Origin of the sequence: Chromohalobacter canadensis, assembly GCF_029544075.1 — a bacterium.
In the GTDB taxonomy this organism is placed as follows: domain Bacteria; phylum Pseudomonadota; class Gammaproteobacteria; order Pseudomonadales; family Halomonadaceae; genus Chromohalobacter; species Chromohalobacter canadensis_A.
In genome coordinates, this window is the sequence record NZ_JAJQJH010000001.1 from 23,281 (window position 1) to 44,772 (window position 21,492).

General features: G+C 61.3%; 19 protein-coding genes. 13 read left to right on the forward strand and 6 right to left on the reverse strand.

Annotation, left to right across the window (positions count from 1 at the left end):
- Positions 1 to 47: 47 nt before the first annotated feature.
- Positions 48 to 662 carry a TetR/AcrR family transcriptional regulator gene (locus LUN51_RS00135; protein ID WP_040243127.1) on the forward strand — a complete coding sequence of 205 codons (615 nt, stop codon included), beginning with the start codon at positions 48 to 50 and terminating at the stop codon, positions 660 to 662.
- Positions 659 to 2,551 (forward strand): MFS transporter, encoded by a 1,893-nt coding sequence (locus tag LUN51_RS00140; protein ID WP_075367764.1) that lies wholly within the window; start codon positions 659 to 661, stop codon positions 2,549 to 2,551. Before LUN51_RS00135 ends, LUN51_RS00140 begins: the two co-directional genes overlap by 4 nt.
- Here the strand turns inward: LUN51_RS00140 and LUN51_RS00145 are convergent.
- Positions 2,548 to 3,831: an HlyC/CorC family transporter gene (locus LUN51_RS00145; RefSeq protein ID WP_178999127.1), complete on the reverse strand. Its 1,284-nt coding sequence runs from the start codon at positions 3,829 to 3,831 to the stop codon at positions 2,548 to 2,550. The genes LUN51_RS00140 and LUN51_RS00145 overlap by 4 nt on opposite strands.
- Before the next feature lie 77 nt (positions 3,832 to 3,908).
- Positions 3,909 to 4,709 (reverse strand): cytochrome C assembly family protein, encoded by an 801-nt coding sequence (locus LUN51_RS00150; RefSeq protein WP_277809632.1) that lies wholly within the window; start codon positions 4,707 to 4,709, stop codon positions 3,909 to 3,911.
- A gap of 215 nt (positions 4,710 to 4,924) precedes the next feature.
- Between LUN51_RS00150 and ffh the strand changes: the two genes are divergently transcribed.
- The 10 genes from ffh (at position 4,925) to LUN51_RS00200 (ending at position 15,140) form a co-directional block, all read left to right on the forward strand.
- On the forward strand, positions 4,925 to 6,346 hold the full coding sequence (ffh, locus tag LUN51_RS00155; RefSeq protein ID WP_277809633.1) for a signal recognition particle protein: 1,422 nt from the start codon (positions 4,925 to 4,927) through the stop codon (positions 6,344 to 6,346).
- A 137-nt stretch (positions 6,347 to 6,483) separates the two neighbouring features.
- The gene (gene rpsP, locus LUN51_RS00160) at positions 6,484 to 6,735 is read left to right on the forward strand and encodes a 30S ribosomal protein S16 (protein ID WP_075367760.1); all 252 of its coding nucleotides are present in this window, start codon (positions 6,484 to 6,486) and stop codon (positions 6,733 to 6,735) included.
- Positions 6,736 to 6,749: 14 nt separating this feature from the next.
- Positions 6,750 to 7,304 carry a ribosome maturation factor RimM gene (gene rimM, locus LUN51_RS00165; RefSeq protein ID WP_277810172.1) on the forward strand — a complete coding sequence of 185 codons (555 nt, stop codon included), beginning with the start codon at positions 6,750 to 6,752 and terminating at the stop codon, positions 7,302 to 7,304.
- Positions 7,305 to 7,342: 38 nt separating this feature from the next.
- Positions 7,343 to 8,146: a tRNA (guanosine(37)-N1)-methyltransferase TrmD gene (trmD, locus tag LUN51_RS00170; protein ID WP_277809634.1), complete on the forward strand. Its 804-nt coding sequence runs from the start codon at positions 7,343 to 7,345 to the stop codon at positions 8,144 to 8,146.
- A gap of 108 nt (positions 8,147 to 8,254) precedes the next feature.
- On the forward strand, positions 8,255 to 8,614 hold the full coding sequence (gene rplS, locus LUN51_RS00175) for a 50S ribosomal protein L19 (RefSeq protein WP_040243118.1): 360 nt from the start codon (positions 8,255 to 8,257) through the stop codon (positions 8,612 to 8,614).
- A 132-nt stretch (positions 8,615 to 8,746) separates the two neighbouring features.
- A complete protein-coding gene (gene xerD, locus LUN51_RS00180; protein WP_277809635.1) occupies positions 8,747 to 9,634 on the forward strand; it encodes a site-specific tyrosine recombinase XerD in 888 nt (295 codons plus the stop codon).
- A 2-nt stretch (positions 9,635 to 9,636) separates the two neighbouring features.
- A complete protein-coding gene (locus LUN51_RS00185) occupies positions 9,637 to 10,371 on the forward strand; it encodes a DsbC family protein (RefSeq protein WP_277809636.1) in 735 nt (244 codons plus the stop codon).
- A gap of 84 nt (positions 10,372 to 10,455) precedes the next feature.
- Positions 10,456 to 11,772: a homoserine dehydrogenase gene (locus tag LUN51_RS00190; protein ID WP_075367788.1), complete on the forward strand. Its 1,317-nt coding sequence runs from the start codon at positions 10,456 to 10,458 to the stop codon at positions 11,770 to 11,772.
- A gap of 111 nt (positions 11,773 to 11,883) precedes the next feature.
- Positions 11,884 to 13,272, forward strand: a complete 1,389-nt coding sequence (gene thrC / locus LUN51_RS00195; RefSeq protein WP_277809637.1) for a threonine synthase — start codon at positions 11,884 to 11,886, stop codon at positions 13,270 to 13,272.
- Between the two features lie 68 nt (positions 13,273 to 13,340).
- Positions 13,341 to 15,140 (forward strand): single-stranded-DNA-specific exonuclease RecJ, encoded by a 1,800-nt coding sequence (locus tag LUN51_RS00200; RefSeq protein ID WP_277809638.1) that lies wholly within the window; start codon positions 13,341 to 13,343, stop codon positions 15,138 to 15,140.
- A gap of 86 nt (positions 15,141 to 15,226) precedes the next feature.
- On the opposite strand, the gene LUN51_RS00205 is transcribed toward LUN51_RS00200, so the two are convergent.
- From LUN51_RS00205 to LUN51_RS00215, 3 genes are all read right to left on the reverse strand, one after another.
- Positions 15,227 to 15,646 (reverse strand): VOC family protein, encoded by a 420-nt coding sequence (locus LUN51_RS00205; protein WP_277809639.1) that lies wholly within the window; start codon positions 15,644 to 15,646, stop codon positions 15,227 to 15,229.
- A 133-nt stretch (positions 15,647 to 15,779) separates the two neighbouring features.
- Positions 15,780 to 18,344, reverse strand: coding sequence for a heavy metal translocating P-type ATPase (locus tag LUN51_RS00210; RefSeq protein ID WP_277809640.1), 2,565 nt, complete (start codon positions 18,342 to 18,344; stop codon positions 15,780 to 15,782).
- A gap of 23 nt (positions 18,345 to 18,367) precedes the next feature.
- Complete coding sequence (locus tag LUN51_RS00215) at positions 18,368 to 18,805, reverse strand: MerR family transcriptional regulator (RefSeq protein ID WP_040243108.1); 438 nt, start codon at positions 18,803 to 18,805, stop codon at positions 18,368 to 18,370.
- A 315-nt stretch (positions 18,806 to 19,120) separates the two neighbouring features.
- Between LUN51_RS00215 and LUN51_RS00220 the strand changes: the two genes are divergently transcribed.
- Positions 19,121 to 20,407: an OmpP1/FadL family transporter gene (locus LUN51_RS00220; RefSeq protein ID WP_246894450.1), complete on the forward strand. Its 1,287-nt coding sequence runs from the start codon at positions 19,121 to 19,123 to the stop codon at positions 20,405 to 20,407.
- A gap of 109 nt (positions 20,408 to 20,516) precedes the next feature.
- On the opposite strand, the gene thpD is transcribed toward LUN51_RS00220, so the two are convergent.
- A complete protein-coding gene (gene thpD / locus LUN51_RS00225) occupies positions 20,517 to 21,422 on the reverse strand; it encodes an ectoine hydroxylase (protein WP_040243105.1) in 906 nt (301 codons plus the stop codon).
- Between the last annotated feature and the right edge of the window lie 70 nt (positions 21,423 to 21,492).

The window sequence follows — 21,492 nt, forward strand, 5'->3', positions numbered from 1 at the left end:
CGCGGCTTGGTAAAAAGACGCCGCGCATGCTCATCACGAGGAATCCGATGGCTCGTCCCAGACAGCATGCACCTGAGGTGCTGCATGGCCAGGTCATGGCGGCGTGTGACGCCTGGCTACGCGATAATCCTGTGCATACGCTGTCGCTGCGCTCGTTGGCGCGCGAGGTGGGATGTGCGCCTAGCACTCTGCTGAAACTCTACGGCAGTTTTGGCAACTTGCTGCAATACGTCAACGTCGAGACCCTGGGGCGCCTACGGGTTGCCGTGGAGGGGCTCGAGGGTGCCGATCCCGAACCGCGCCTCAAGGCATTGGCGACGGCTTATTGGCTGTTCGCGCAGCATGAGCCCTATCGCTGGCAGATGTTGTTCGATTACCCGCTGGCTCAAGAAGGCGAGTTGGACCAACGTCAGAACGATATGATCGAAGGTCTGTTCGTGCGTGTCGAGGCGGCGCTTGCCGAGTACCAGCCGCTGATGGGCGAGCTCGAAGCAAGACGCATGGCCCGCACCCTGTGGGGTAGTGTGCATGGTCTGGTCCAGTTGGGGCTCAACGAACGCCTGGGCGTTTGGCAGGGTCAATCGCTGGAAGTTACCGAGTTGCTTGATCAATTGCTGACCACCACGCTGATGGGACTCAAGTACGGTCCGAGGGAGCCGTGATTCCCCGATTGCTAACCCAGCGTCGATTCGCCCCCTTCTTCTGGACACAAGCTCTGGGCGCGTTCAACGACAACGTGTTCAAGAATGTCCTGTTATTGCTACTGACCTTCGTCGCGGTGCCTCGCTATGGCTGGGACACGGGGTTGCTCAACAATCTCGCTGCGGGGCTTTTCATCCTGCCTTTCCTGTTGTTTTCGGCATGGGGCGGCTTGCTGGCCGACCGTCTCGACAAGCGTCGTCTGGTCAGACGTCTCAAGATGCTGGAACTCGTGACCATGAGCATGGCGGCCGCTGCTGTCTGGTATGAAGCCTATGCCGTGCTGCTGGCACTGTTGTTCATGATGGGCACCCAGTCGGCGCTTTTCGGGCCGGTGAAGTACGCCATTTTGCCGCAACATCTGTCGCCGACCGAGCTCGTCAAGGGCAATGCCTGGATCAGCCTGGGCACCTTTCTTTCGATTCTGTTGGGAACGCTACTAGCTGGCGTACTGGCATCGCTTGGCGGTGCCTGGGCGCGGGGAAGCATTGCCGCCACCTTGGTGGTGCTGGCGCTCTTGGGGCTCGTCGCTAGCCTATGGGTGCCTAGCGCACCGCCCAGCCAGATGGGCGCCACGCCATGGCGGCCCTGGCGTGGCGGGCGTGAAGTGATGCGCGACGCGTGGCGCCAACCACGGGTATTTCGTGCCTTGCTGGGCATCAGCTTGTTCTGGTTTCTAGGTGCCTGCTACCTGACTCAACTACCGGCCTGGACGCGTGATGTCGTGCATGGCAATGAAGCCGTGGTTAGTGCCTTGCTGGGCGCGTTTGCGCTGGGCGTTGGTGCTGGCGCGCTGTTGTGCGCGCGCTTGTCGGCGGGGCGTCTGGAAGTCGGGCTGATACCGGCCGGCGCCGTGCTCTTCGGCTTGGCCGGTCTCGATCTGGGGCTGAGTCAGCCATTGGCGGGAAGCAGTACCGGGCTGGCGGCATTGAGCCTGTCACCGGGGTTCTGGCGCCAGCTACTCGATTTTGCGGTGATCGGCTTGGGCGGCGGCGTGTACATCGTGCCGCTGTACACGCTGATTCAACTCGAAAGCGATGATGACAATCGTGCTCGCATGATCGCCGCCAATAATATCCTCAATGCACTGTTCATGGTTCTGGCGGCGGGCTTTGGCGTGGTCGTGCTGAGTGTGCTCGATGCCTCGCTCAATGCTTTCATGCTGACTTTGTCGGCGGTGTCCCTGACGCTAGCGGCGATCATCCTGTGCATGGTGCCGCGCCCGGCATTGCGCCTGTCGATTTTCGTGCTGATTCGTGTGCTCTACCGGCTACGTTTTCGCGGCCGTCAATCTGTGCCCGCACGTGGCGCGGCACTGGTAGTATGCAATCACGTCAGCTTTATGGATGCCTTGATTCTGGGCGGTGGGTGTCCGCGCCCGTTGCGTTTCTTGATGGATCGCCCTATCTATGAGTCCCGGTGGCTCAATTGGTTCTTTCGCATTGCCGGCGCCATCCCGGTAGATTCCGAGCGTTGCGATCCCGGCGGCGTGCGGCGGGCCTTGGACGAAGTGAGCCATGCCCTGCGTCAGGGAGAGGTGGTGATGTTGTTCCCCGAGGGACGCTTGACGCCCGATGGTGAGATGCAGCGTTTTCGGCGTGGCGTGGATATCATTCTGGCGCGAGATCCGGTGCCGGTGGTGCCTGCCGGATTGGCCGGACTGTGGGGATCTTGGACATCGAATCGTGGCGGCAAGGCGTTGACCAAGTGGCCACGGCGTTTTCGGGCCCGGGTGGCGCTCCACTTCGGTGACCCTATTCCGGTGGGCAAGGCAAAACGCGCCGACATGGAACGGCGCGTGAGCGAACTCAAGCGCAAGGCCGAAGCCGAGATCGGAGTGACTTCAGATTAACCCAACACCCGGGCGCGACGTGCCGATTGCCAGCAGCGCGCCGAGGTGATCAGGTTGTCCTTGATCTGCAGTATTTCCATACGAATAGCTCCCAGCTGCAGGCAGGCGGGCGCGTCGGGAAAGGCCTCAAGGTGCTCGAGCATCAACCCGTTGAGCGTCTTGGGACCATCGGTAGGCAACTGCCAGGCGAGTACTTTGTTGATGTCGCGGATGTTGGTAGTGCCCTCGATGATATAGCTACCGTCTTCCTGAGGGTGAATCTCTCGGTGCGTAGCCGCTTCGTCGGTGGTGAACTCGCCGACGATCTCCTCGAGGATGTCTTCCAGTGTCGCCAGCCCTTCCACATCGCCATATTCATCGACCACGATGCCGATACGGCGTTTCTGTTGCTGGAAATTGAGCAGCTGGGTGTGAAGCGGTGTCGACTCGGGAATGAAATAAGGTTCGCGGGCTTCCTGGACGATGGCGGCCTTGGTCACCTCGGGCTTCGATAGGAAGCGTGCGGCGTTACGCAGGTGCAGAATGCCGATGATGTTGTTGATATCCCCCTTGTAGACCGGCACGCGCGTGTGCTGACTGGAGCGGATCTGGGCGAGAATGGCCTCGAGGTCGTCGTCGAGATCGATGCCAGCGATTTCCTGGCGCGGCACCATGATGTCGTTGACGGTCACGTTTTCCAGGTCGAGGATCGACAGCAGCATGGATTGGTGACGCCGAGGGATCATGGTGCCGGCTTCGTGCACGACCGTGCGCAACTCATCACGCGTCAGGTTGTCGGCGCTGCCGTCGATATCCTTGACGCCCAGGAGTCGTAGCAGTCCATTGGAAATCGCATTGACGAGCCATACCAGCGGATAGAAGAGCTTGAGTAGAGGTTCTAACGCCAAAGACGCGGGATAGGCGATGCGTTCGGGCTTGACCGCGGCGAACGTCTTGGGCGTGACCTCGGCGAAGATCAGAATCACGATGGTCAGCACAGCGGTCGAGATGGCCGGTCCAGAGACATCGCCAAAGAAATGGATGGCAATGATCGTGGCGATGGAAGCAGCGAGGTTGTTGACGAAGTTGTTGCCGATGAGGATGACGCCGATCAGTCGGTCAGGTCGGCTCAGCAGCCGCAAGACCCGCTTGGCGGTGCGCTCTCCGCTATTGGCCTGGTGCGACAGGCGGTAGCGGTTGATCGACATCATCCCGGTTTCCGAGCTGGAGAAGAAGGCGGATAAGCAAATGAGCACGAGCAGCAGCGTTAACAACAGCCCTAAGGGTAGGTCATCGCTCAAGGTAGAGAGGTCCTCGCTGAAAAGCCAACATCGTTTGTAGGGTTTCCCCTGGGAAGTGTCAAGTTGCTGCGTTTTGCCTAGATATCGTTAAAGATCAATTGCAGTGCGACCTTGGTGCCGAAGTAGCCGAGCACCAGGAGCAGGCAGCCGCCCAGGGTCCAGCGCATCGCACGCGCGCCGCGCCAGCCCAGCCAGTGTCGGCCGATGAGCAGCCCCGTGAAGACCAGCCAAGCGGCGAGAGAGAATACCGTCTTGTGAACGAGGTGCTGGGCAAAGAGATTGTCGATGAAGATGAAACCGCTGATGATGGCCGCCGTCAGTAATAGCAAGCCGGCGCCGATGAGCTCGAACAGCAAGCGCTCCATACTCGTCAACGCGGGCAACACTTGGATGATTCCGCGTGTATGACGGTGTTTGAGGGCGTGGTTTTGAAATGCCACCAGCACGGCTTGTACTGCGGCGATGCTGAGCAGTGCCGAAGCCACGCTGGAGGTCACGATGTGAAAGACGATGCCGGGCGAGACGTTGGCTTCGACCATGTGGCTGGGATAAAGCATCAATGCAACCAGCGTCAGCGCGGCCAGTGGGAAGAGGCCGACACCGGCATTCAACAATGGCTTGACCAGACTGACTGCGATCAACAAAGCGGCGATCAACCAAGTGAAGAGTGAGGCGCTTTCGAAAAGCCCCAGATGCAGGCCACGACCGAGAAACACACTGTGCGCCACGACCACGGTGTGGGCGCTGACCGCGAGCAAGCCCAGTGAACGCACCAAGATCGTCCTGGGCGGGACGCGCCTGGCAAGCGCGAGCGCCTGCCAGGCGCCCGCGGCGAGATAACAGACAATGGCGAGAATCGCAAAAGGCAGCGTCTGCATCAGTGGACAATCCCTGCGCCGGTCGGCGTCGAAGAAAATGAAGTGTCAATATCACGTGAGCATGTCACGCGGACTCGGGAGCGTTACTATAGCGAATCCCCACGCCGTAGCGAATCCCCCCGCCGCTTGCGCATTGCGACGGGTGCATGGAGACAGTCGCCACGAACGCGTATAATCGCCTTTTCATGCCTAGGCAATTCCTGCCGGAGAGCGCCATGTTTGAAAGTTTGACCGATCGCCTGTCGGGCACGCTGAAGTCGATCACCGGTCAGGCCAAGCTGACCGAGGACAACATCAAGGACACGCTGCGCGAGGTGCGTCGTGCGCTGCTGGAGGCCGATGTGGCCCTGCCGGTGGTCAAGGCGTTCGTCGATCGGGTGCGCGAGCGCGCCGTGGGCCAAGAAGTCTCGCGCAGCCTGTCCCCGGGTCAGCAGTTCGTCAAGATCGTCCAGCAGGAGCTGGAGGCGATCATGGGCGAGGCCAACGAGGCGCTGTCGCTCAAGAGCTCGCCCTCGGTGGTCTTGATGGCCGGCCTGCAGGGCGCGGGTAAAACGACCTCGGTTGCCAAGTTGGCGCGCTTCCTGCGCGAGCGGGAAAAGAAAAAAGTACTGGTGGTCTCCGCCGACGTCTATCGTCCGGCCGCCATCGACCAGCTCGAGACGCTGGCAAAAGAGGTAGAGGTCGACTTCTTTCCCTCGAATAGCGCCCAACAGCCGGTGGACATCGCCCAGGCGGCGATCAAGCATGCCAAGATCCAGTTCCACGACGTGGTGATCGTTGATACCGCCGGGCGACTGTCCGTCGATCAGGCGATGATGGAAGAAATCCAGGCCTTGCATGGGGCGACTACGCCGGACGAGACGCTGTTCGTAGTCGATGCCATGACCGGTCAGGACGCCGCCAATACCGCGCAGGTCTTCCATGAAGCGTTGCCGCTGACCGGGGTGATTCTCACCAAGGCGGACGGTGATGCCCGTGGCGGCGCGGCGCTCTCGGTGCGCCACGTCACTGGCAAGCCGATCAAGTTCATGGGCATGGGCGAGAAAGTCGATGCTCTCGAGCCGTTTCACCCGGATCGCGTCGCATCGCGGATTCTCGGCATGGGCGACATGCTGTCGCTCATCGAGGAGGCCGAGCGTAACGTCGACCAGGGCAAGGCGGAGAAGCTGGCCAAGAAGGTCAAGAAAGGCAACGGTTTCGATCTCGAGGACTTCCGCGAGCAGCTCCAGCAGCTCAAGAAGATGGGCGGCATGGGCGGCTTGATGGGCAAGCTGCCCGGCATGGGGCAGATGGCCGAGGCTGCGCAGGGGCCGGGTGCCGAGAAGGAGCTGGGCAAGCTCGAGTCGTTGATCAACTCGATGACGCCGAAGGAGCGCCGCAAGCCGGAAATTATCAGTGGCTCGCGCAAGCGTCGTATCGCGGCAGGTGCTGGCTTACAGGTGCCTGATCTCAATCGTCTGCTCAAGCAGCACAAGCAGATGCAGAAGATGATGAAAAAGGCCGGCAAGAAAGGCGGCATGCAGAAAATGATGCGAGACATGGGCGGTGGCATGGGTGGCCCTGGTGGCATGGGTGGCCCTGGCATGGGTGGCCCTGGCATGGGCGGTGGCCCCGGCGGCGGCTTCCCGCGCCGTTGATAACGCCTTTCCTTGTCAAGGAAAAAGGTTTCCAATACGTGCCTTTTTCCGTAGAATGCTGCGTCTTCGCAGGTGGGTCTTGCCCGCCGCGACAGTCCGTGGCGTAACGTAAAACTTCAACCGTAGGATTATAGCGCATGGTTACCATCCGTTTGGCCCGTGGTGGCGCCAAGAAGCGTCCCTTTTATCACCTCACCGTCAGCGACTCGCGTAAGTCTCGCGACGGGCGTTTCATTGAGCGTATCGGCTTCTTCAACCCGGTTGCCCGTGGTCAGGAAGAACGTCTGCGCGTCGATCTTGAGCGTGCCGAGCATTGGCAGGGTCTGGGTGCGCAGCTCTCCGATCGTGTCGCCGAGTTGCTGAAAGAAGCACGCAAGCAACAAGCGTGAGTGCACTGCCCGCTATGTCGCATGAGACCGGTCGCGCCGATGCGGCGCAAGACGACGAGCACGTGGTGCTTGGCCGCCTGACCAGTCCCTACGGCGTGAAAGGGTGGTTGAAGGTGTATTCGTACACCAGCCCCATCGAGGGCATCTTTGAGCATGCCGAATGGGTGTTGTCACTGCGCGGCGAGCACTTTGAGTGCAAGCTGAGCCAGGGACGCTCCCATGGAAAAGGGCTGGTCGCTAGCCTTGAAGGTATCTCGAGCCGCGAACTGGCCGAACGTTGGGCCGGCGCGGATATTCTCCTGCCCAAGCAGGCGTTGCCGGCGCTCGCGCCAGGCGATTATTACTGGTATCAGCTCGAAGGCCTACGGGTCGAGACGCTGACCGGTGAGTGCCTGGGGCAAGTGAGTTATCTTTTCGAGACGGGGGCCAACGACGTGTTGGTGATCCAGCCCAGCGAGGCGAGTCTCGATGAACGGGAGCGGTTAATACCGTTTCTGCCCGACGGCGTGATCCGCGAAGTGTATCTCGATGCCGGGCGTATGACAGTGGATTGGGATCCTGAATTCTGACGCCGTATCGTCGGTGTCTCTGGCCGAGTGATGAAGCCGTGTGGATTGGTGTTGTCTCCCTGTTCCCGGAGATGTTCGAGGCGATCACCCGTTACGGCGTAACGGGGCGTGCCGTCGACCAGGGATTGCTAGCGGTGGATTTCTGGAACCCCCGGGATTACGCCACGGATAAGCACCGCACGGTGGATGACCGGCCCTATGGCGGCGGCCCCGGCATGCTGATGAAGGTCGACACGTTGCGACCCGCCATCGCCGAGGCGCGCCGTGACGCTGAACGCCGTGGTTGTGCGACAGAGCGCACACGTGTGGTTTATCTGTCGCCCCAGGGGCGGCGGCTCGATCAACGCGGCGTGCGGGAGCTGGCCGACCTGGAGGCACTGATCGTCGTTGCCGGTCGTTATGAAGGTATTGACGAGCGAGTGGTCGAGGCCGATATCGACGAAGAATGGTCGATCGGCGACTATGTGCTTAGCGGCGGTGAGTTGCCGGCCATGGTGATGGTCGATGCCGTCTCCCGGCTGGTGCCGGGCGTGCTCGGCCATGGCGATTCGGCACTTGAGGATTCCTTTAGCGAGGGGCTTCTGGATTGCCCGCACTACACGCGTCCCGAGACGATCGATGGGCGTGGTGTGCCGGACATCCTGCTTAGCGGCAACCACGCGGCGATTCGCCGCTGGCGGCTGAAGCAGTCCCTCGGACGCACCTGGCTCAGGCGACCCGACCTTCTCGAAGGTCGCGCTCTGGATCGCGAGCAACAACGATTGCTTGACGAGTTCATCGCGGAAAATGCCACGAGCCAGCACGTCGGTAGGACGGAGGAGCGACGGATGCTCGATGAATGAGCACCGCGCGTCACCCACAACGTCGATTCCCGCGTTTCGCGACGCCGGGATCACGACCGGCTCTCGACACATGAAGAGACGGTCATCCAAATATCAAGGAGTTTAGTCATGAGTAGCAAGAACAAGGTGATCCAGGCGCTCGAAACCGAGCAGATGAGCAAGAAGATTCCGGAATTCTCGCCGGGCGACACCGTGACCGTTCAGGTCAAGGTTGTGGAAGGTAGCCGCGAGCGTCTGCAGGCTTTTGAAGGCGTTGTGATTGGCAAGCGCAACCGCGGGCTCAACTCCGCTTTCACCGTGCGTAAAATTTCCCACGGTGTCGGCGTCGAGCGTACTTTCCAGACGTACAGCCCGCTGGTCGATTCCATCGAGGTCAAGCGTCGCGGTGACGTGCGCCAGGCCAAGTTGTACTACCTCCGCGAGCGCAGCGGCAAGTCCGCTCGCATCAAGGAAAAGCTGACTCGTTAAGCGGCTTGCGGCGTCGTCGAGACGTCATGGGCGTTCCCTTTGGGGAGCGCTCGACGAGAACCCCGTGGGCCCTTGGCTCGCGGGGTTTTTGCATATGGGGTAGGCGAAGGCGGCGTGGGGAGGGCAGAATCGGTGGATGATCTCGAGTGGCGTGATGCTTTTATCGATGGGCTTTGGTTGGAGCGCGGGTTGAGTCGGCATACGTTGGATGCCTATCGGCGTGATCTGGATGCCTGGCTCGCGCACCTCGCGTCGCGTAGTGAGCATCTAATGGCTCCCGGGGAAAGCGCACTGGCGACGTTCCTGACGGCACGTCGCGAGCACTATCACCCCCGCTCGGTGGCACGCTTGCTATCTTGTCTGCGGCGCTTCTATCGCTGGGCGCTGGCCGAAGGACATATCACCCATGACCCTCTGGCCGAGGCGCGTGCCCCCAAGGCCGTTGCCAAATTGCCCAACACTCTGGATGAAACCGAGGTCGAGCGTCTGCTCGAGGCGCCGGATCCGGATGTGCCGCTGGGACTGCGCGATCGCACTATGCTCGAAGTGTTGTATGGTTGTGGCCTGCGTGTCTCCGAGCTGGTCGGCTTGACGGTGGACGCGGTCAACCTGCGTCAGGGCGTGCTGCGCGTACTCGGCAAGGGCGATAAGGAACGCTTGGTCCCACTGGGCGAGGAGGCGTCCGCATGGCTCGAGCGCTACCTGCGCCAAGGGCGTGGGGGCTTGATGAACGATCCGACCCGGCCGCCCTTGTTTCCTGGGCGTCATGATGGGTTCATGACCCGCCAGACATTCTGGCATCGTATCAAGCGGCATGCCGTGGCGGCAGGCATCGACAAGCCGCTCTCGCCACACACGCTGCGCCATGCATTCGCGACGCACCTGTTGAATCATGGGGCCAATTTACGTGTCGTACAGTTGTTGCTGGGACACAGTGATCTGTCGACCACGCAAATCTATACCCAGGTGGCCCAAGCGCGCCTGGAAGCGCTGCACGCCCAACATCATCCTAGAGGCTGATCATGTCTAGAGCCGTATTGTCCGTCATGGGGGGCGCGCTGGCCCTTCTAGCCGCTCCGCTAAGTCTTGCTGCGCCCCCTGAGGGGTTGGCCGACAAGCTGACCCACAATGGGCAGCCGATGCCGGTGGCGTCGATCGAGGAGTCGCCGTTATCGGGGCTCTATGAGGTACGCCTCAAGGGCGGCGAAACTCTCTATACAGACGCCAATGGGGAATACATGGTGGTCGGTGACCTGTATCGAAACCGTGACGGGCAGATGGTCAACTTGACCGAGCGTGCCGCCAACGAACGCCGCCAGGCGCGTCTCGATGACGTCCCTGAGGATAAACGCGTCATCTACAAGCCTGCCGGCGAGATCAAGGCGCGCATTACTGTCTTTACCGATACCTCGTGCCCTTATTGCCAAAAGCTGCATAAGGAAGTCCCCCGTCTCAATCGGCTGGGAATCGAGGTAGACTATCTGGCCTTTCCGCGTGCTGGCGTCGACTCCGAGGCGGCACGCGTTTTGAGCCAGGCTTGGTGTGCCGACAATGCCACCGAGGCGCTCACTGCCGCGATGCGCGGGGAAACTCCAGAGGCCACGGCGCAGTGTGAGGCGCCGGTGGCCGAGCAGTATGAACTTGGACGTGAACTGGGGATCCAGGGAACGCCCGCCATCGTGTTGCCTAACGGCCGCATGGTGCCGGGGTACGTGCCGGCCGAGCGGCTGGCGTCAATGCTCGGCATCAGAGAATGACCGAGCGACGATAAATATGATGACCTCCGACGCTAGGCGCAGGAGGTTCGCTGGACACATACACTGAGCAAGGGGAGCGTGACGTTGAAACCGGTGAGAGTAGGTATCTGTGGGCTAGGGACCGTGGGTGGCGGTACCTTCAATGTGTTGACGCGCAATGCGGACGATATCGCCCGTCGCGCCAGTCGACCGATTATCGTCGAGCAGGTCGGTACGCGTCGCGATAACCCGCAATGCGAAACCGCCGGGGTCAAAGTCACCCGCGATGTCTTCGAGGTGGCACGCAATCCCGATGTCGATGTGCTGGTCGAGTTGATCGGTGGCTACGACGTGGCTCGTGAGTTAGTGATGACCGCCATCGAGAATGGCAAACACGTTGTGACCGCCAACAAGGCGCTGATCGCCGTGCACGGCAACGAGATCTTCCAGGCTGCACACGAGAAGGGCGTGATCGTGGCCTTCGAGGCGGCCGTGGCTGGCGGCATTCCGGTGATCAAATCGCTGCGTGAAGGCCTGGGTGCCAACCGCATTCAATGGCTTGCCGGTATTATCAACGGCACCGGCAACTACATTTTGACCCACATGCGTGACGAAGGTCGCGCCTTCGACGATGTGCTTGCCGAGGCACAGGCGCTGGGGTATGCCGAAGCCGATCCGACCTTCGATGTCGAAGGCATCGATGCCGCCCACAAGCTGACCATCCTGGCTTCGATCGCCTTCGGCGTGCCACTGCAATTCGACAAAGCCTACACAGAGGGCATCTCGCGGGTCACGGCCGACGACGTCGAACAGGCCGATCAGCTGGGTTACATCATCAAGCACCTGGGGATTTCCAAGCGCACCGAAAAGGGCCTCGAACTTCGTGTACACCCGACGTTGATCCCTAAAGAGCGCTTGCTGGCCAGCGTGCATGGAGTGAAAAATGCCATCGCTGTGATGGGGGATGCCGTGGGGCCGACGCTTTACTATGGTGCCGGCGCGGGGGCCGAACCCACGGCCTCGGCGGTAGTCGCCGACCTGCTCGATGTGGCCCGCGACATCACTACCGAGCACCATTATCGTGTGCCATATCTCGCCTTCAGCGGCATCGACGAGGCCGACGGCTCGCTGCCGATCCTGCCCATGGAGGACATCGTCACCGCTTATTACCTGCGCCTGTTGGCGGTGGACCGCCCGGGCGTGCTGGCGCGGGTGGCGACGATCCTCTCCGAGCAAGGGATTTCCATCGAGGCGATCATCCAGAAGGAGGCCACCGAAGGTGAGTTGGTGCCCATCATCTTGATGACGCATCGCACCCGCGAGCAGCACATGAATGAGGTAATCCGTCAGCTCGAATCGCTTGCCGATATCGCGGGTCCGGTGACGCGGATTCGTGTCGAAGCCCTCGACGAGCAGGAATAAAGCGCCGGTTTCGGGGCGCTATAACAAGTGGCTTCGAGTGACGAGCCGCGCGCTTCGAGCAACGACAGCTCGGAGTCCGCGGCTCGAAGCTCGCCACTCACGGAGTGAAGCATGCGTTATATCAGTACGCGCGGCCAGGCGCCGGCACTGAGTTTTGAGGAGGTCGTGCTGACCGGCATGGCATCCGATGGTGGCCTTTACGTGCCGGAGACGATTCCCACGCTCTCGACGGCGGATCTCGAGGCGATGGCGGGGCTATCGTACGCCGAGATCGCGTTCCGCGTTATGAAACCCTTCGTCGGTGGCGAGATCGACGACGACACCTTCCGGCAACTGGTGGAGGATGCCTACGCGACCTTCAGTCATGAGGCGGTGGTGCCGCTCAACCAGCTCGCCAGCAATCATTTCCTGCTCGAGTTGTTCCACGGCCCGACGCTGGCGTTCAAGGACGTCGCCCTGCAGTTGCTGGGGCGTATCCTCGATCACTTCCTGGCCAAGCGTGGCGAGCGTGCGGTGATCATGGGCGCGACATCCGGCGATACCGGGTCGGCGGCGATCGAAGGCTGTCGGCATTGCGACAACCTCGACATCTTCATTCTGCACCCGCACAACCGCGTTTCGGAAGTGCAGCGCCGCCAGATGACTTCGGTGCTGGCCGATAATGTCTTCAACATCGCCATCGAGGGCGATTTCGACGACGCCCAGGCGATGGTCAAGGCAAGCTTCGCCGATCAAGCGTTCCTGAATGGCACGCGTCTGGTGGCGGTCAACTCCATCAACTGGGCGCGCATCATGGCGCAGGTGGTCTATTACGTGGCCTCTGCGGTGGCTCTGGGCGCACCGCATCGCGAGGTGAGCTTCAGCGTGCCGTCGGCCAATTTCGGCAATGTCTTCGCCGGCTATGTGGCTTATCGCATGGGATTGCCGGTCAAGCAGTTCGTCGTCGCGACCAATGCCAACGACATCCTGCATCGTACACTGGCCGACAACGACTTCTCCAAACAGGCGCTCAAGGCGACCCTGGCACCGTCGATGGATATCGTGGTGTCGTCGAACTTCGAACGTTTGCTGTTCGAAGCTTACGACCGCAACGGCGACGCCGTGCGCGATCTGCTCGAGCGCTTCCAGCAAGAGCCGGCGGTGCTCGCCGAAGCGCCGCTAGCAACGCTACGTGAGAAATTTGTCAGCCACAGCGTTGATGACGACACCATCCTCGAGGTGATTCGCGAAGCGCATGGGCGTACCAAGGAATTGCTCGATCCGCATACCGCGACCGGCTATCGTGCCGCCGAGCGTATGCGCGCGGATGCCTCGACGCCGATGATTACCCTGGCGACCGCGCATCCGGCCAAATTCGCCGACGCGGTGCTCCAGGCGGGCTTCGAGGGCGTGCCGCTGCCCGCGCACATGGCGGGTTTGCTCGAGCGTGAAGAGCGCTACACCGTGCTGCCGGCCGAGCTCGAGGCCGTGCAGGCCTTCGTCGCCGAACAGCGCCGCTGACGCCCCGGGGCGTCGTAGTGACCCGCGACGCCCCAGCTTGCCATCCGCCGTCTCCCGAGGAGCCTTTCGTGTCAGTAGCCGAGCATGATCCGCAACGCCTGCTGAACCGTCGCATCCTGTCACGTCCGCGTGATGAGGGCGTCTACCGCCGCGCGCAGTCGGCCGGGCTCAGCGAACTGCAGGCGCGGATACTGGCTGGGCGTCTGCACGAGTACACGGACGATATCGCGTCGCTGATCGACCCCAGCTTGCGTTATCTGGCGCATCCTGAACGTTTGCAGGACGCGCGCCGCGCTGCCGAGCGGATAGCCCTGGCGGTGACCGAGGGCGAGCATATCGGCATCTTGACCGATTACGACGTCGACGGTATCACCTCGCACGTGGTCATCCTGCGGACCCTGAACGAACTGTTCGGCGTGCCGATGCATAAGCTGCACAGCTTGATAGGCCACCGTATCTTCGATGGGTACGGCATCAGTCTGCCGCTGGTGGAGCGTACTCTTGCATTGTCGCCACGACCCAGCCTGGTGATCACCGCCGACTGCGGTAGCTCCGACGAGCCGCGTATCGCGCGTCTGCGTGAGGCGGGTCTCGATGTCGTGGTGACCGACCATCATGCCTTGCCGACGGCGGGGCCACCGGCGTCGGCGTATGCCACCGTCAATCCCACGCGCAGCGATTGCGATTACCCAGACCCCACCATTGCCGGTTGCATGGTGGCATGGTTGACCATGTCACTGACGCGTTCGGTGCTCATCGAGCAGGGTGTGGCCGCGCCCTCGACCCCGAAGTTGTCGCCGTGGCTGTCTTACGTCGCCTTGGGGACCGTGGCGGATTGCGTCTCGCTGGGTGCGAGCCCCGCCAACCGCGCCGTGGTCAGCCATGGGCTGACGTTGATCAACCGCATGGGCGCCGCTTGCTGGCGGGTCATGGCCGAGCGACTGGGGGACGATAGCGTGCCCTTCGATGCCGAAACCCTGGCCTTTCAGATGGGGCCGCGCATCAACGCGCGCTCGCGTCTCGACGACCCCTATGCGGCGCTGCACTTCATGCTCGCCGCCGATGATGCCTCGGCACGGCGTCATCTTGAGGTGCTGGATACCGACAACCAGTCGCGCAAGGCGATCGAGGCGGACATGGTCGAGAGCGCCCGGGCATTGGCGCTCGACGCGCTGGCCGAGAGCGCATCGGCCATCGTGGTTTTCCTCGAGGACGGGCATGCCGGCGTGCAAGGTATCGTCGCCTCGCGTCTGGTGCAGGCTTTCGGGCGTCCCACGCTGGTACTTACACCGGCCGCCGCGCCGGGCATGCTGACCGGCTCGGGACGTTCTATCGAAGGGCTGCACTTGCGAGACGCATTGCAGCGCGCGCATGAACTGGCCCCCGAGGCATTGCCACGTTTCGGGGGGCACCGGGGAGCGGCGGGCATTGGCGTACCGCGCGAGCGTCTGGCGGAATTTCGCGATGCCTTTCTTACGGCGGTCGAAGAACAACTCAGTGGCCGCGAACTTTTTCCCTATGTGCTGACCGACGGCGCCTTGCTGCCCGAGCAGCTGTCACTGGCGGCGGTGGATGAGCTGGCGCGCTTGGCGCCCTACGGTCGCGAGTTCGACGCCCCGCTTTTCGACGGCGAGTTTCGCATCGAGCAGCTACGCCCGGTGGGTGCGGATGGCAATCACCTGATGCTCGAACTCTCGTGTGGCGCGGTGAGCCTCAAGGCGATCTGGTTTCGCGCCCTGACGCCTGGCGAGCTGCCGCCGTTCGGCCTGGGCGATCGTCTGCGCTGTGCCTACAAACTATCGCGCAACCGATGGCGGGGGCGTGAGTCGTTGCAGTTGATGATCGAGCACGCCGAGCCAATGAGCTAGAAGCCGAGAACGGTTCTTCTCCCTGGGGGTTCTTCCAGGCGCGAAGCGCCGGTCTTCCCGCTTCCAGCCGCGCTCTTCCAACTTTATTAGTAGTTCGGCCAGACGCCGGGTGTAGCCAGTTCCAGAAGGTGGCCGTCGGGGTCGCGGAAGTAGAGGCTTTCACCGCCTTTCGGCCAGTGGGTGCGGCCTTCGATGGGAATGTCGTGGGCGACGAGTTGGGTTTCCCAGTCTTCCAACTCATCGCGATCGATGGCCAGCGCCAGATGCACGCGCCCGGAACCGTCGTGGGGCGGTATGGTGCCCATACCGTGCGGTAAGTTCACGGTTTCTTCGGTGCTGCCTTGTTGAAACAGCAGCAATACGCTGCCTGGCCCGGCCTCGTAAGCGGTGAAGCGATGGTCGGCGGTAAAGGCCGACAGTGTCATCACGTCCTCGAAGAAGGCCTGGGCGCGGGCCATATCGGTAACGTAGAGGGCGGTTTCGAGAACGCCTTGAATGTGTGGCATATCACTCCTCGTTTGCCGCGACGCGATGCTTCCAGCATAGCCATCACACTGCAATGACCTCAACGTGGCGATAGCCAGAACCACCAGACGATGCCGGCTATCAATGCTAGCCCGATCAGATTGACCAGAAACGTCATGTGTCCTCCTGGGATGTCTTGGCGCTCTGTGGCGTGGATTTAAAAAGCCTCAACCGGTTGGCATTGCTGACCACGGTGACCGAGGATAGCGACATGGCCACGGCAGCGACGATGGGCGAGAGCAGCATCCCCGTCAGCGGATAGAAGACCCCGGCGGCGATGGGAATCCCTAGGCCGTTGTAGCCGAAGGCGCCCCACAGGTTCTGCTTGATGTTGCGCAGCGTGGCGCGACTGACCTCGATGGCATCGGCCACGCCATGAAGGGAGTTGCGCATCAGCGTGATGCCCGCCGATTCGATCGCCACGTCGGTGCCTTGGCCGATGGCGAAGCCGACATTGGCTTGTGCCAGGGCCGGGGCGTCGTTGATGCCGTCGCCCGTCATGCCGACGAGGTGGCCGTCGCGTTGCAGCTGAGCGACGATCTCGCGTTTGTCCTCGGGCAACAGCTCGGCTTCGACACGCGCGATTCCAAGCGCCTTCGCCACGGCCCGGGCGGTATGCACGTTATCGCCGGTAAGCATGACGACCTCGATGCCATCCTCCTGCAAGCGCGCGACGGCGTCGCGACTATCCTCGCGCAACGGATCGCTGATGCCGAAGACGCCCAGCACTTGCCCGTCGGCGGCCAGATAGAGCGGTGTCTGTGCCTTCTCTTCAAGCTCGGCGCCCCATGCCTGGGCCTGGCCCAGCTCGACATCACCCTCGTGCATCAGGGCGGCGTTGCCCAAGCGCAGCGACTGGCCGGTCTCGGTCATGGCGGTGACGCCGCGCCCGCTGAGCGCTTGAAACTCGCGCAGCTCGGGAAGCGCGGTCTGCGTGGCGCCCTGCTGGTCGGCGTAGTCGCCGAGGGCTTCGGCGAGGGGATGTTCGGAGCCACGCTCAAGGGCCGCCACCCAGCTCAATGCGGTGTGGGTATCCTCGGTGGCCCACTGAGCGGTGGTCACGCGCGGGCGGCCCTCGGTCAGCGTGCCGGTCTTGTCGACGACCAGCGTAGTCAGCTTGCTGGCGGTCTGCAGTGCATCGCCATCGCGCACCAAGATGCCGTGCTCGGCGGCCTTGCCGACCCCGATCATGGTCGACATCGGTGTTGCAAGCCCCAGAGCGCAGGGGCAGGCAATGATCAGTACGGTGGTGGCAGTGACCAGCATGTGGACCAACTGCGGCGCGGGGCCGAAATTGAACCAGACCAGTGCCGTGAGTACGGCGATGATCAACACACTGGGCACGAAAATGGCGGAAATTCGGTCGGCCAGGGCGCCGATGGGAGGGCGAGAGTTCTGGGCACTGGCCACTTGCTCGACGATACGCCCCAGGCGACTGTCGGCGCCGATACGGGTAGCGATATAGACCAGCGTGCCACGGCCATTGACCGTCCCCGCGCTGACTTCGTCGCCGGCATGCTTGGCGACGGGCAGCGGCTCGCCGGTCAGCATCGATTCGTCTACATGGCTGTCGCCTTCTTCGACACGGCCATCCACGGCCAGGCGCTCGCCGGGACGCACGCGGATCCGCTCGTCGACGGCGACTTCCTCGAGAGGGACATCGTGTTCATCACCGTCGCGGATTACCCGGGCGGTAGGGGCCTGCAGGTCGAGCAGGCGGTTGAGCGCCCGGGACGTGCGTCCCCGGGCGCGCAGTTCCATGGCATTGCCGAGGCTGATCAAGCCGATGATCATCACCGAGGCTTCGAAATAGAGCCCGCGTGCCGCGACCGGAATCGCCTCGGGAATCAGCACCACCGTCATCGAATAGAGCCAGGCGGTGCCGGTGCCGACGGCGATCAGGGTATCCATGTTGGCCTGATGATGACGCAAGGTCTTCCAGGTATTGACGAAGAAGCGTCGGCCCGCCGTGGCCATGATGCCCAGCGTGACCACGCCGATCAGCAGCCAGACCCAGCGTTCCGGACCACTCAACTGTGGATGGTGGAACAGCATGCTACCCATCAGCAGCACACCGGGGATGAGCCCTAATGCGGTGTCGCGGAGCCGTTGGCGGTACTCGTGAGCCTCGTTTTGTTCACGGGTGCGTGCCGCCTGGCCGAGATCCTCGATGCGTTCGGCGCCGTAGCCGACCGCTTCGACGGCATCGATCAGTTGCTGGGCGCGCGTATCGCCGAAGACCTCGGCGGTATGCGAGCCGAAGTTGACGCTGGCCGAGCGCACCCCGGGCGTGGCGTTCAAGGCCTGGGTAATGGTGTTGACGCAGCCGGCGCAGGTCATCCCGGACAACGATAGACGGACTGGCGCCCCGTCGCGCGTTGCTTGGGCATCGTGCCGGTCGCCGCTTGAGGCAGTCGAAGTCACCGCTGATGCGCTGTCGTCAGTGGTACTCGTCGTCGTTTCCGGTGCATGCGTTGTCGGAGGGTAACCTGCCTGCTCGAGCAACGCGCCCAGGCGTGCCGTGTCCAGGGATGATTCGACACTGAGACGCTTTTCACCGGGCTCGCCGGTGACTTCGGCCTGCGTGTCTTCGGCTTGGATCGCCTCGCGCATGCGTTTGACGCAGCCCTGGCAGTTCATGCCGGGCACGGTGAAAGAATGGGGAGCCGTTGTGCGCATCTTGCGTTCTCCTTCGGCTGAGCTCATGGCGCCTGGCGTGAGAAATCGTCGTCACTTTCCATTGGCAGGCTCTCGATCAGCCGGCACAAACTGTGGCCGTCGGGCGTGCCATCCGGCATATCGCGCCAGGTCTCCAGGGCGTGTTCCATGCGTGTCGCCAGGGCCTGTAACTCACGGATGCGCGACCGAATTTCCGGCAAGCGTTCGGCCAGTAGGTCGCGCACCATGGGGCATGGAGAGTCGCCATGGTCGGCATGCTCGAGAATCTCGCGCACCTCGCGAAGACTGAACCCCAGCGTGCGAGCGCGTTGTATGAAACGCAGTCGATTGAGGTCGTCGGCATCATAGAGTTGATAGCCGTTGTCGGGATCGCGTTGCGGATGCAGTAATCCCTCGCGTGTGTAATGGCGTACCGTTTCGCCGGTAACGCCAGCGGTGCGGGCCAGATCGCTGACTTTCATGGCACTCTCCTGAATGGTGAGAAAAGTCTAAAACCTGTGTGTTACACAAAGGTCAAGTCGATCCTAGCCTATTTTCACTGCCCTACGATAAAAAGCTGAAATTCTTGAAGAAGTATTCCTCATGCCCTGAAATAGATCAGATGAGGGACTGCTTATAAGACTAAAGAATGAGCGTTTCTAAGATTAAAACAAACGTTTGCTCTTGACTTGAAAACGCCCATCGGCCAAAACGAAGAGGCACGCCATTATTCGGGCAAGGGTAAAAAAACCTAAGACAATTTTCGCCTCCACGTCTCCGCAGAAGAGGACGTTTTCATGCATAACAAGATCAACAAGCTCACACTCGCGGTTGCCGTCGCCAGTGCCACGCTATCGGGGCAGGCACTGGGCGGTGCCTTTCAGCTCAACGAACAAAGTGTCAGTGGCCAGGGCAACGCCTTTGCCGGACGGACCTCCAATGTCACTGATGCCTCCATTGTGTATGGCAACCCGGCGGGCATGTCGTTTCTCGACCGCGCTCAGATCACGGCTGGGGCAACCTATCTGGATGTGAGTACCGATATAGAGAACACTCAAGGGATGAGTCCCACGCTTAGTGGTCCTGCATCAACGCCGGGGATTTCCGATAGCGATGTCGTACCGGGAACCACGATTCCGTTCGGCTATTACGTGCAGCCTATCGATGAGCGTTGGACCTTTGGTTTCGGGGTATATGCGCCTTTCGGTGTCATCACGGATTACGACAATCAATCCCAGGGACGTTACTTCGGTAACTACAGCGATGTCGAAGTGGTGACAGCGCAGCCGACGCTTTCCTACAAGTTCAATGACAAACTTTCTGTGGGCCTGGGTATCACCTACAACATGATCGACGGCGAGTTGGAGAGCAAAACACCGAATCCGATCCCCGGCGGTAGTGACGGTACGGTCAATGTGCAAGGTGATGACGAGGCCTGGGGCTACAACGTCGGCGTGCTCTATCGGCCGGTCGAGTCCACCACCTTGGGCCTGACCTATCGCTCCAAGGTCGATTACGATTTGGAAGGGGATGTCAAAGCATCCGATGTCTTCAATTCGCAAACGCTATCGACGTTTAGTGATAGCTCAGCGGCGGGACTATCTATCACGCTGCCTGAAACGGTTGACTTCTCGGTGACTCATGAGCTGGATGACCGCTGGACAATCATGGCAGGTGCGGCATATGTACGCTGGAGTCGCTTCGACAAGCTGGTTGTGGAAAACGACATCCCGGGTGTCGATATCAACGAAGCCCAGGACTACGACGATGCATGGCAATACGCTGCGGGGCTTTCCTACCAGCTCAATCGCGATTGGGTGCTGCGTTCTGGCTTGGCATATGATGACTCACCGATCAGTGACGACGTACGTACTGTGCGCGTGCCCTCCGGCGACCGCACCATTTTTTCGTTGGGGGCTGGTTGGTCGCCGATACCCAACATGACTGTTGATCTGGCGTACACCTACCTCTGGGAAGACACTGCCTCGGTGGAACAGGTCGATGAGGAAAAGGGCACCTCCTTCAGTGGTGATTATAAAAACACGGCCCATGGCGTCGGCGCCCAACTGACCTACCGCTTCTAAACGTTACCTTCGCATGAACAAGAACCCGGCCCTGTGGGCCGGGTTCTTGCGTCTGATGCTTCCGTGACAACGCCAATGAAGCACGTGCTATTTCTTCCCTGACGATGCCTTATTTGGCAGGTTTCAGGGGGCTCCAGTCCTTGCGGTTGGCCAGGAACTCGGGCCGAGGCCGGTTGCCGCAGTACGGATCGTGCAGCGTGTTCTCGACACTGTTGTAGACGAAGAACAGGTTACTGCGTGGCCAGCACGACATGTTGATGTTCGAACCATGCAGGGTATTGCACTCGAACATCACCAGCGAGCCGACAGGCCCTTTGGGCGCCTCGATATCGCCTTGGATCATCAGATCGCGCAGGCTGGCGTCATCCGGTACGCCGATTTCCTGACTCTTCAGCGACTCTTTATAGTTGTTCTCCGGCGTGCGGCCCACGCAGGGAACGAAGTAATTGTGTGAGCCGGGCACCAGCATCAATGGGCCATTGAATTCACCGTTTTCGGTGAGAATGATCGAACAGCTCACCGAGCGCATGCGTGGCATGCCGTCTTCGCTGTGCCAGGTCTCGAAATCCGAATGCCAGTCGAAGCCCTTGCCCTTGAAGCCGGGTTTATAGTTGATCCGCGACTGATGAATATAGGCATCGCCACCGAGGATCTGCTGGACCATCGCCAGTAGGCGCGGGTCGCGAGTCAGGCGGCTGAAACGCTCGGATACCTCATGGATACCGAAGATCGAACGAATTTCCTGCTTGCTGGGCTCGAGGATAGTACCTTCCGAGAGCTTGAGGTCATCGTCATTCTCGTAGTCGCCCAACTCCTCGAGGAACGCGGCCATCTCGTCTTCATCGAAGAATCCTTCGAAGGAGAGGAAGCCTTTGCGTTCGAACTCGTCGAGCTCGGCTTCGCTGAGCGGCCCTTTGCGTTGCTCGCCCTCGCTATGCACCACCGGGTCGATGCGCTCGAACATCCCCAGTTTGCGTTCCAGGCGCGTCGGGAATAGATCTTGAGTCTCTTTCATCGCAAACTCCTCCATTAGTCTGCTGGGAACGGTATTGCTGCCATCCCCCGTGTAAACGTAGTCGGAGAGG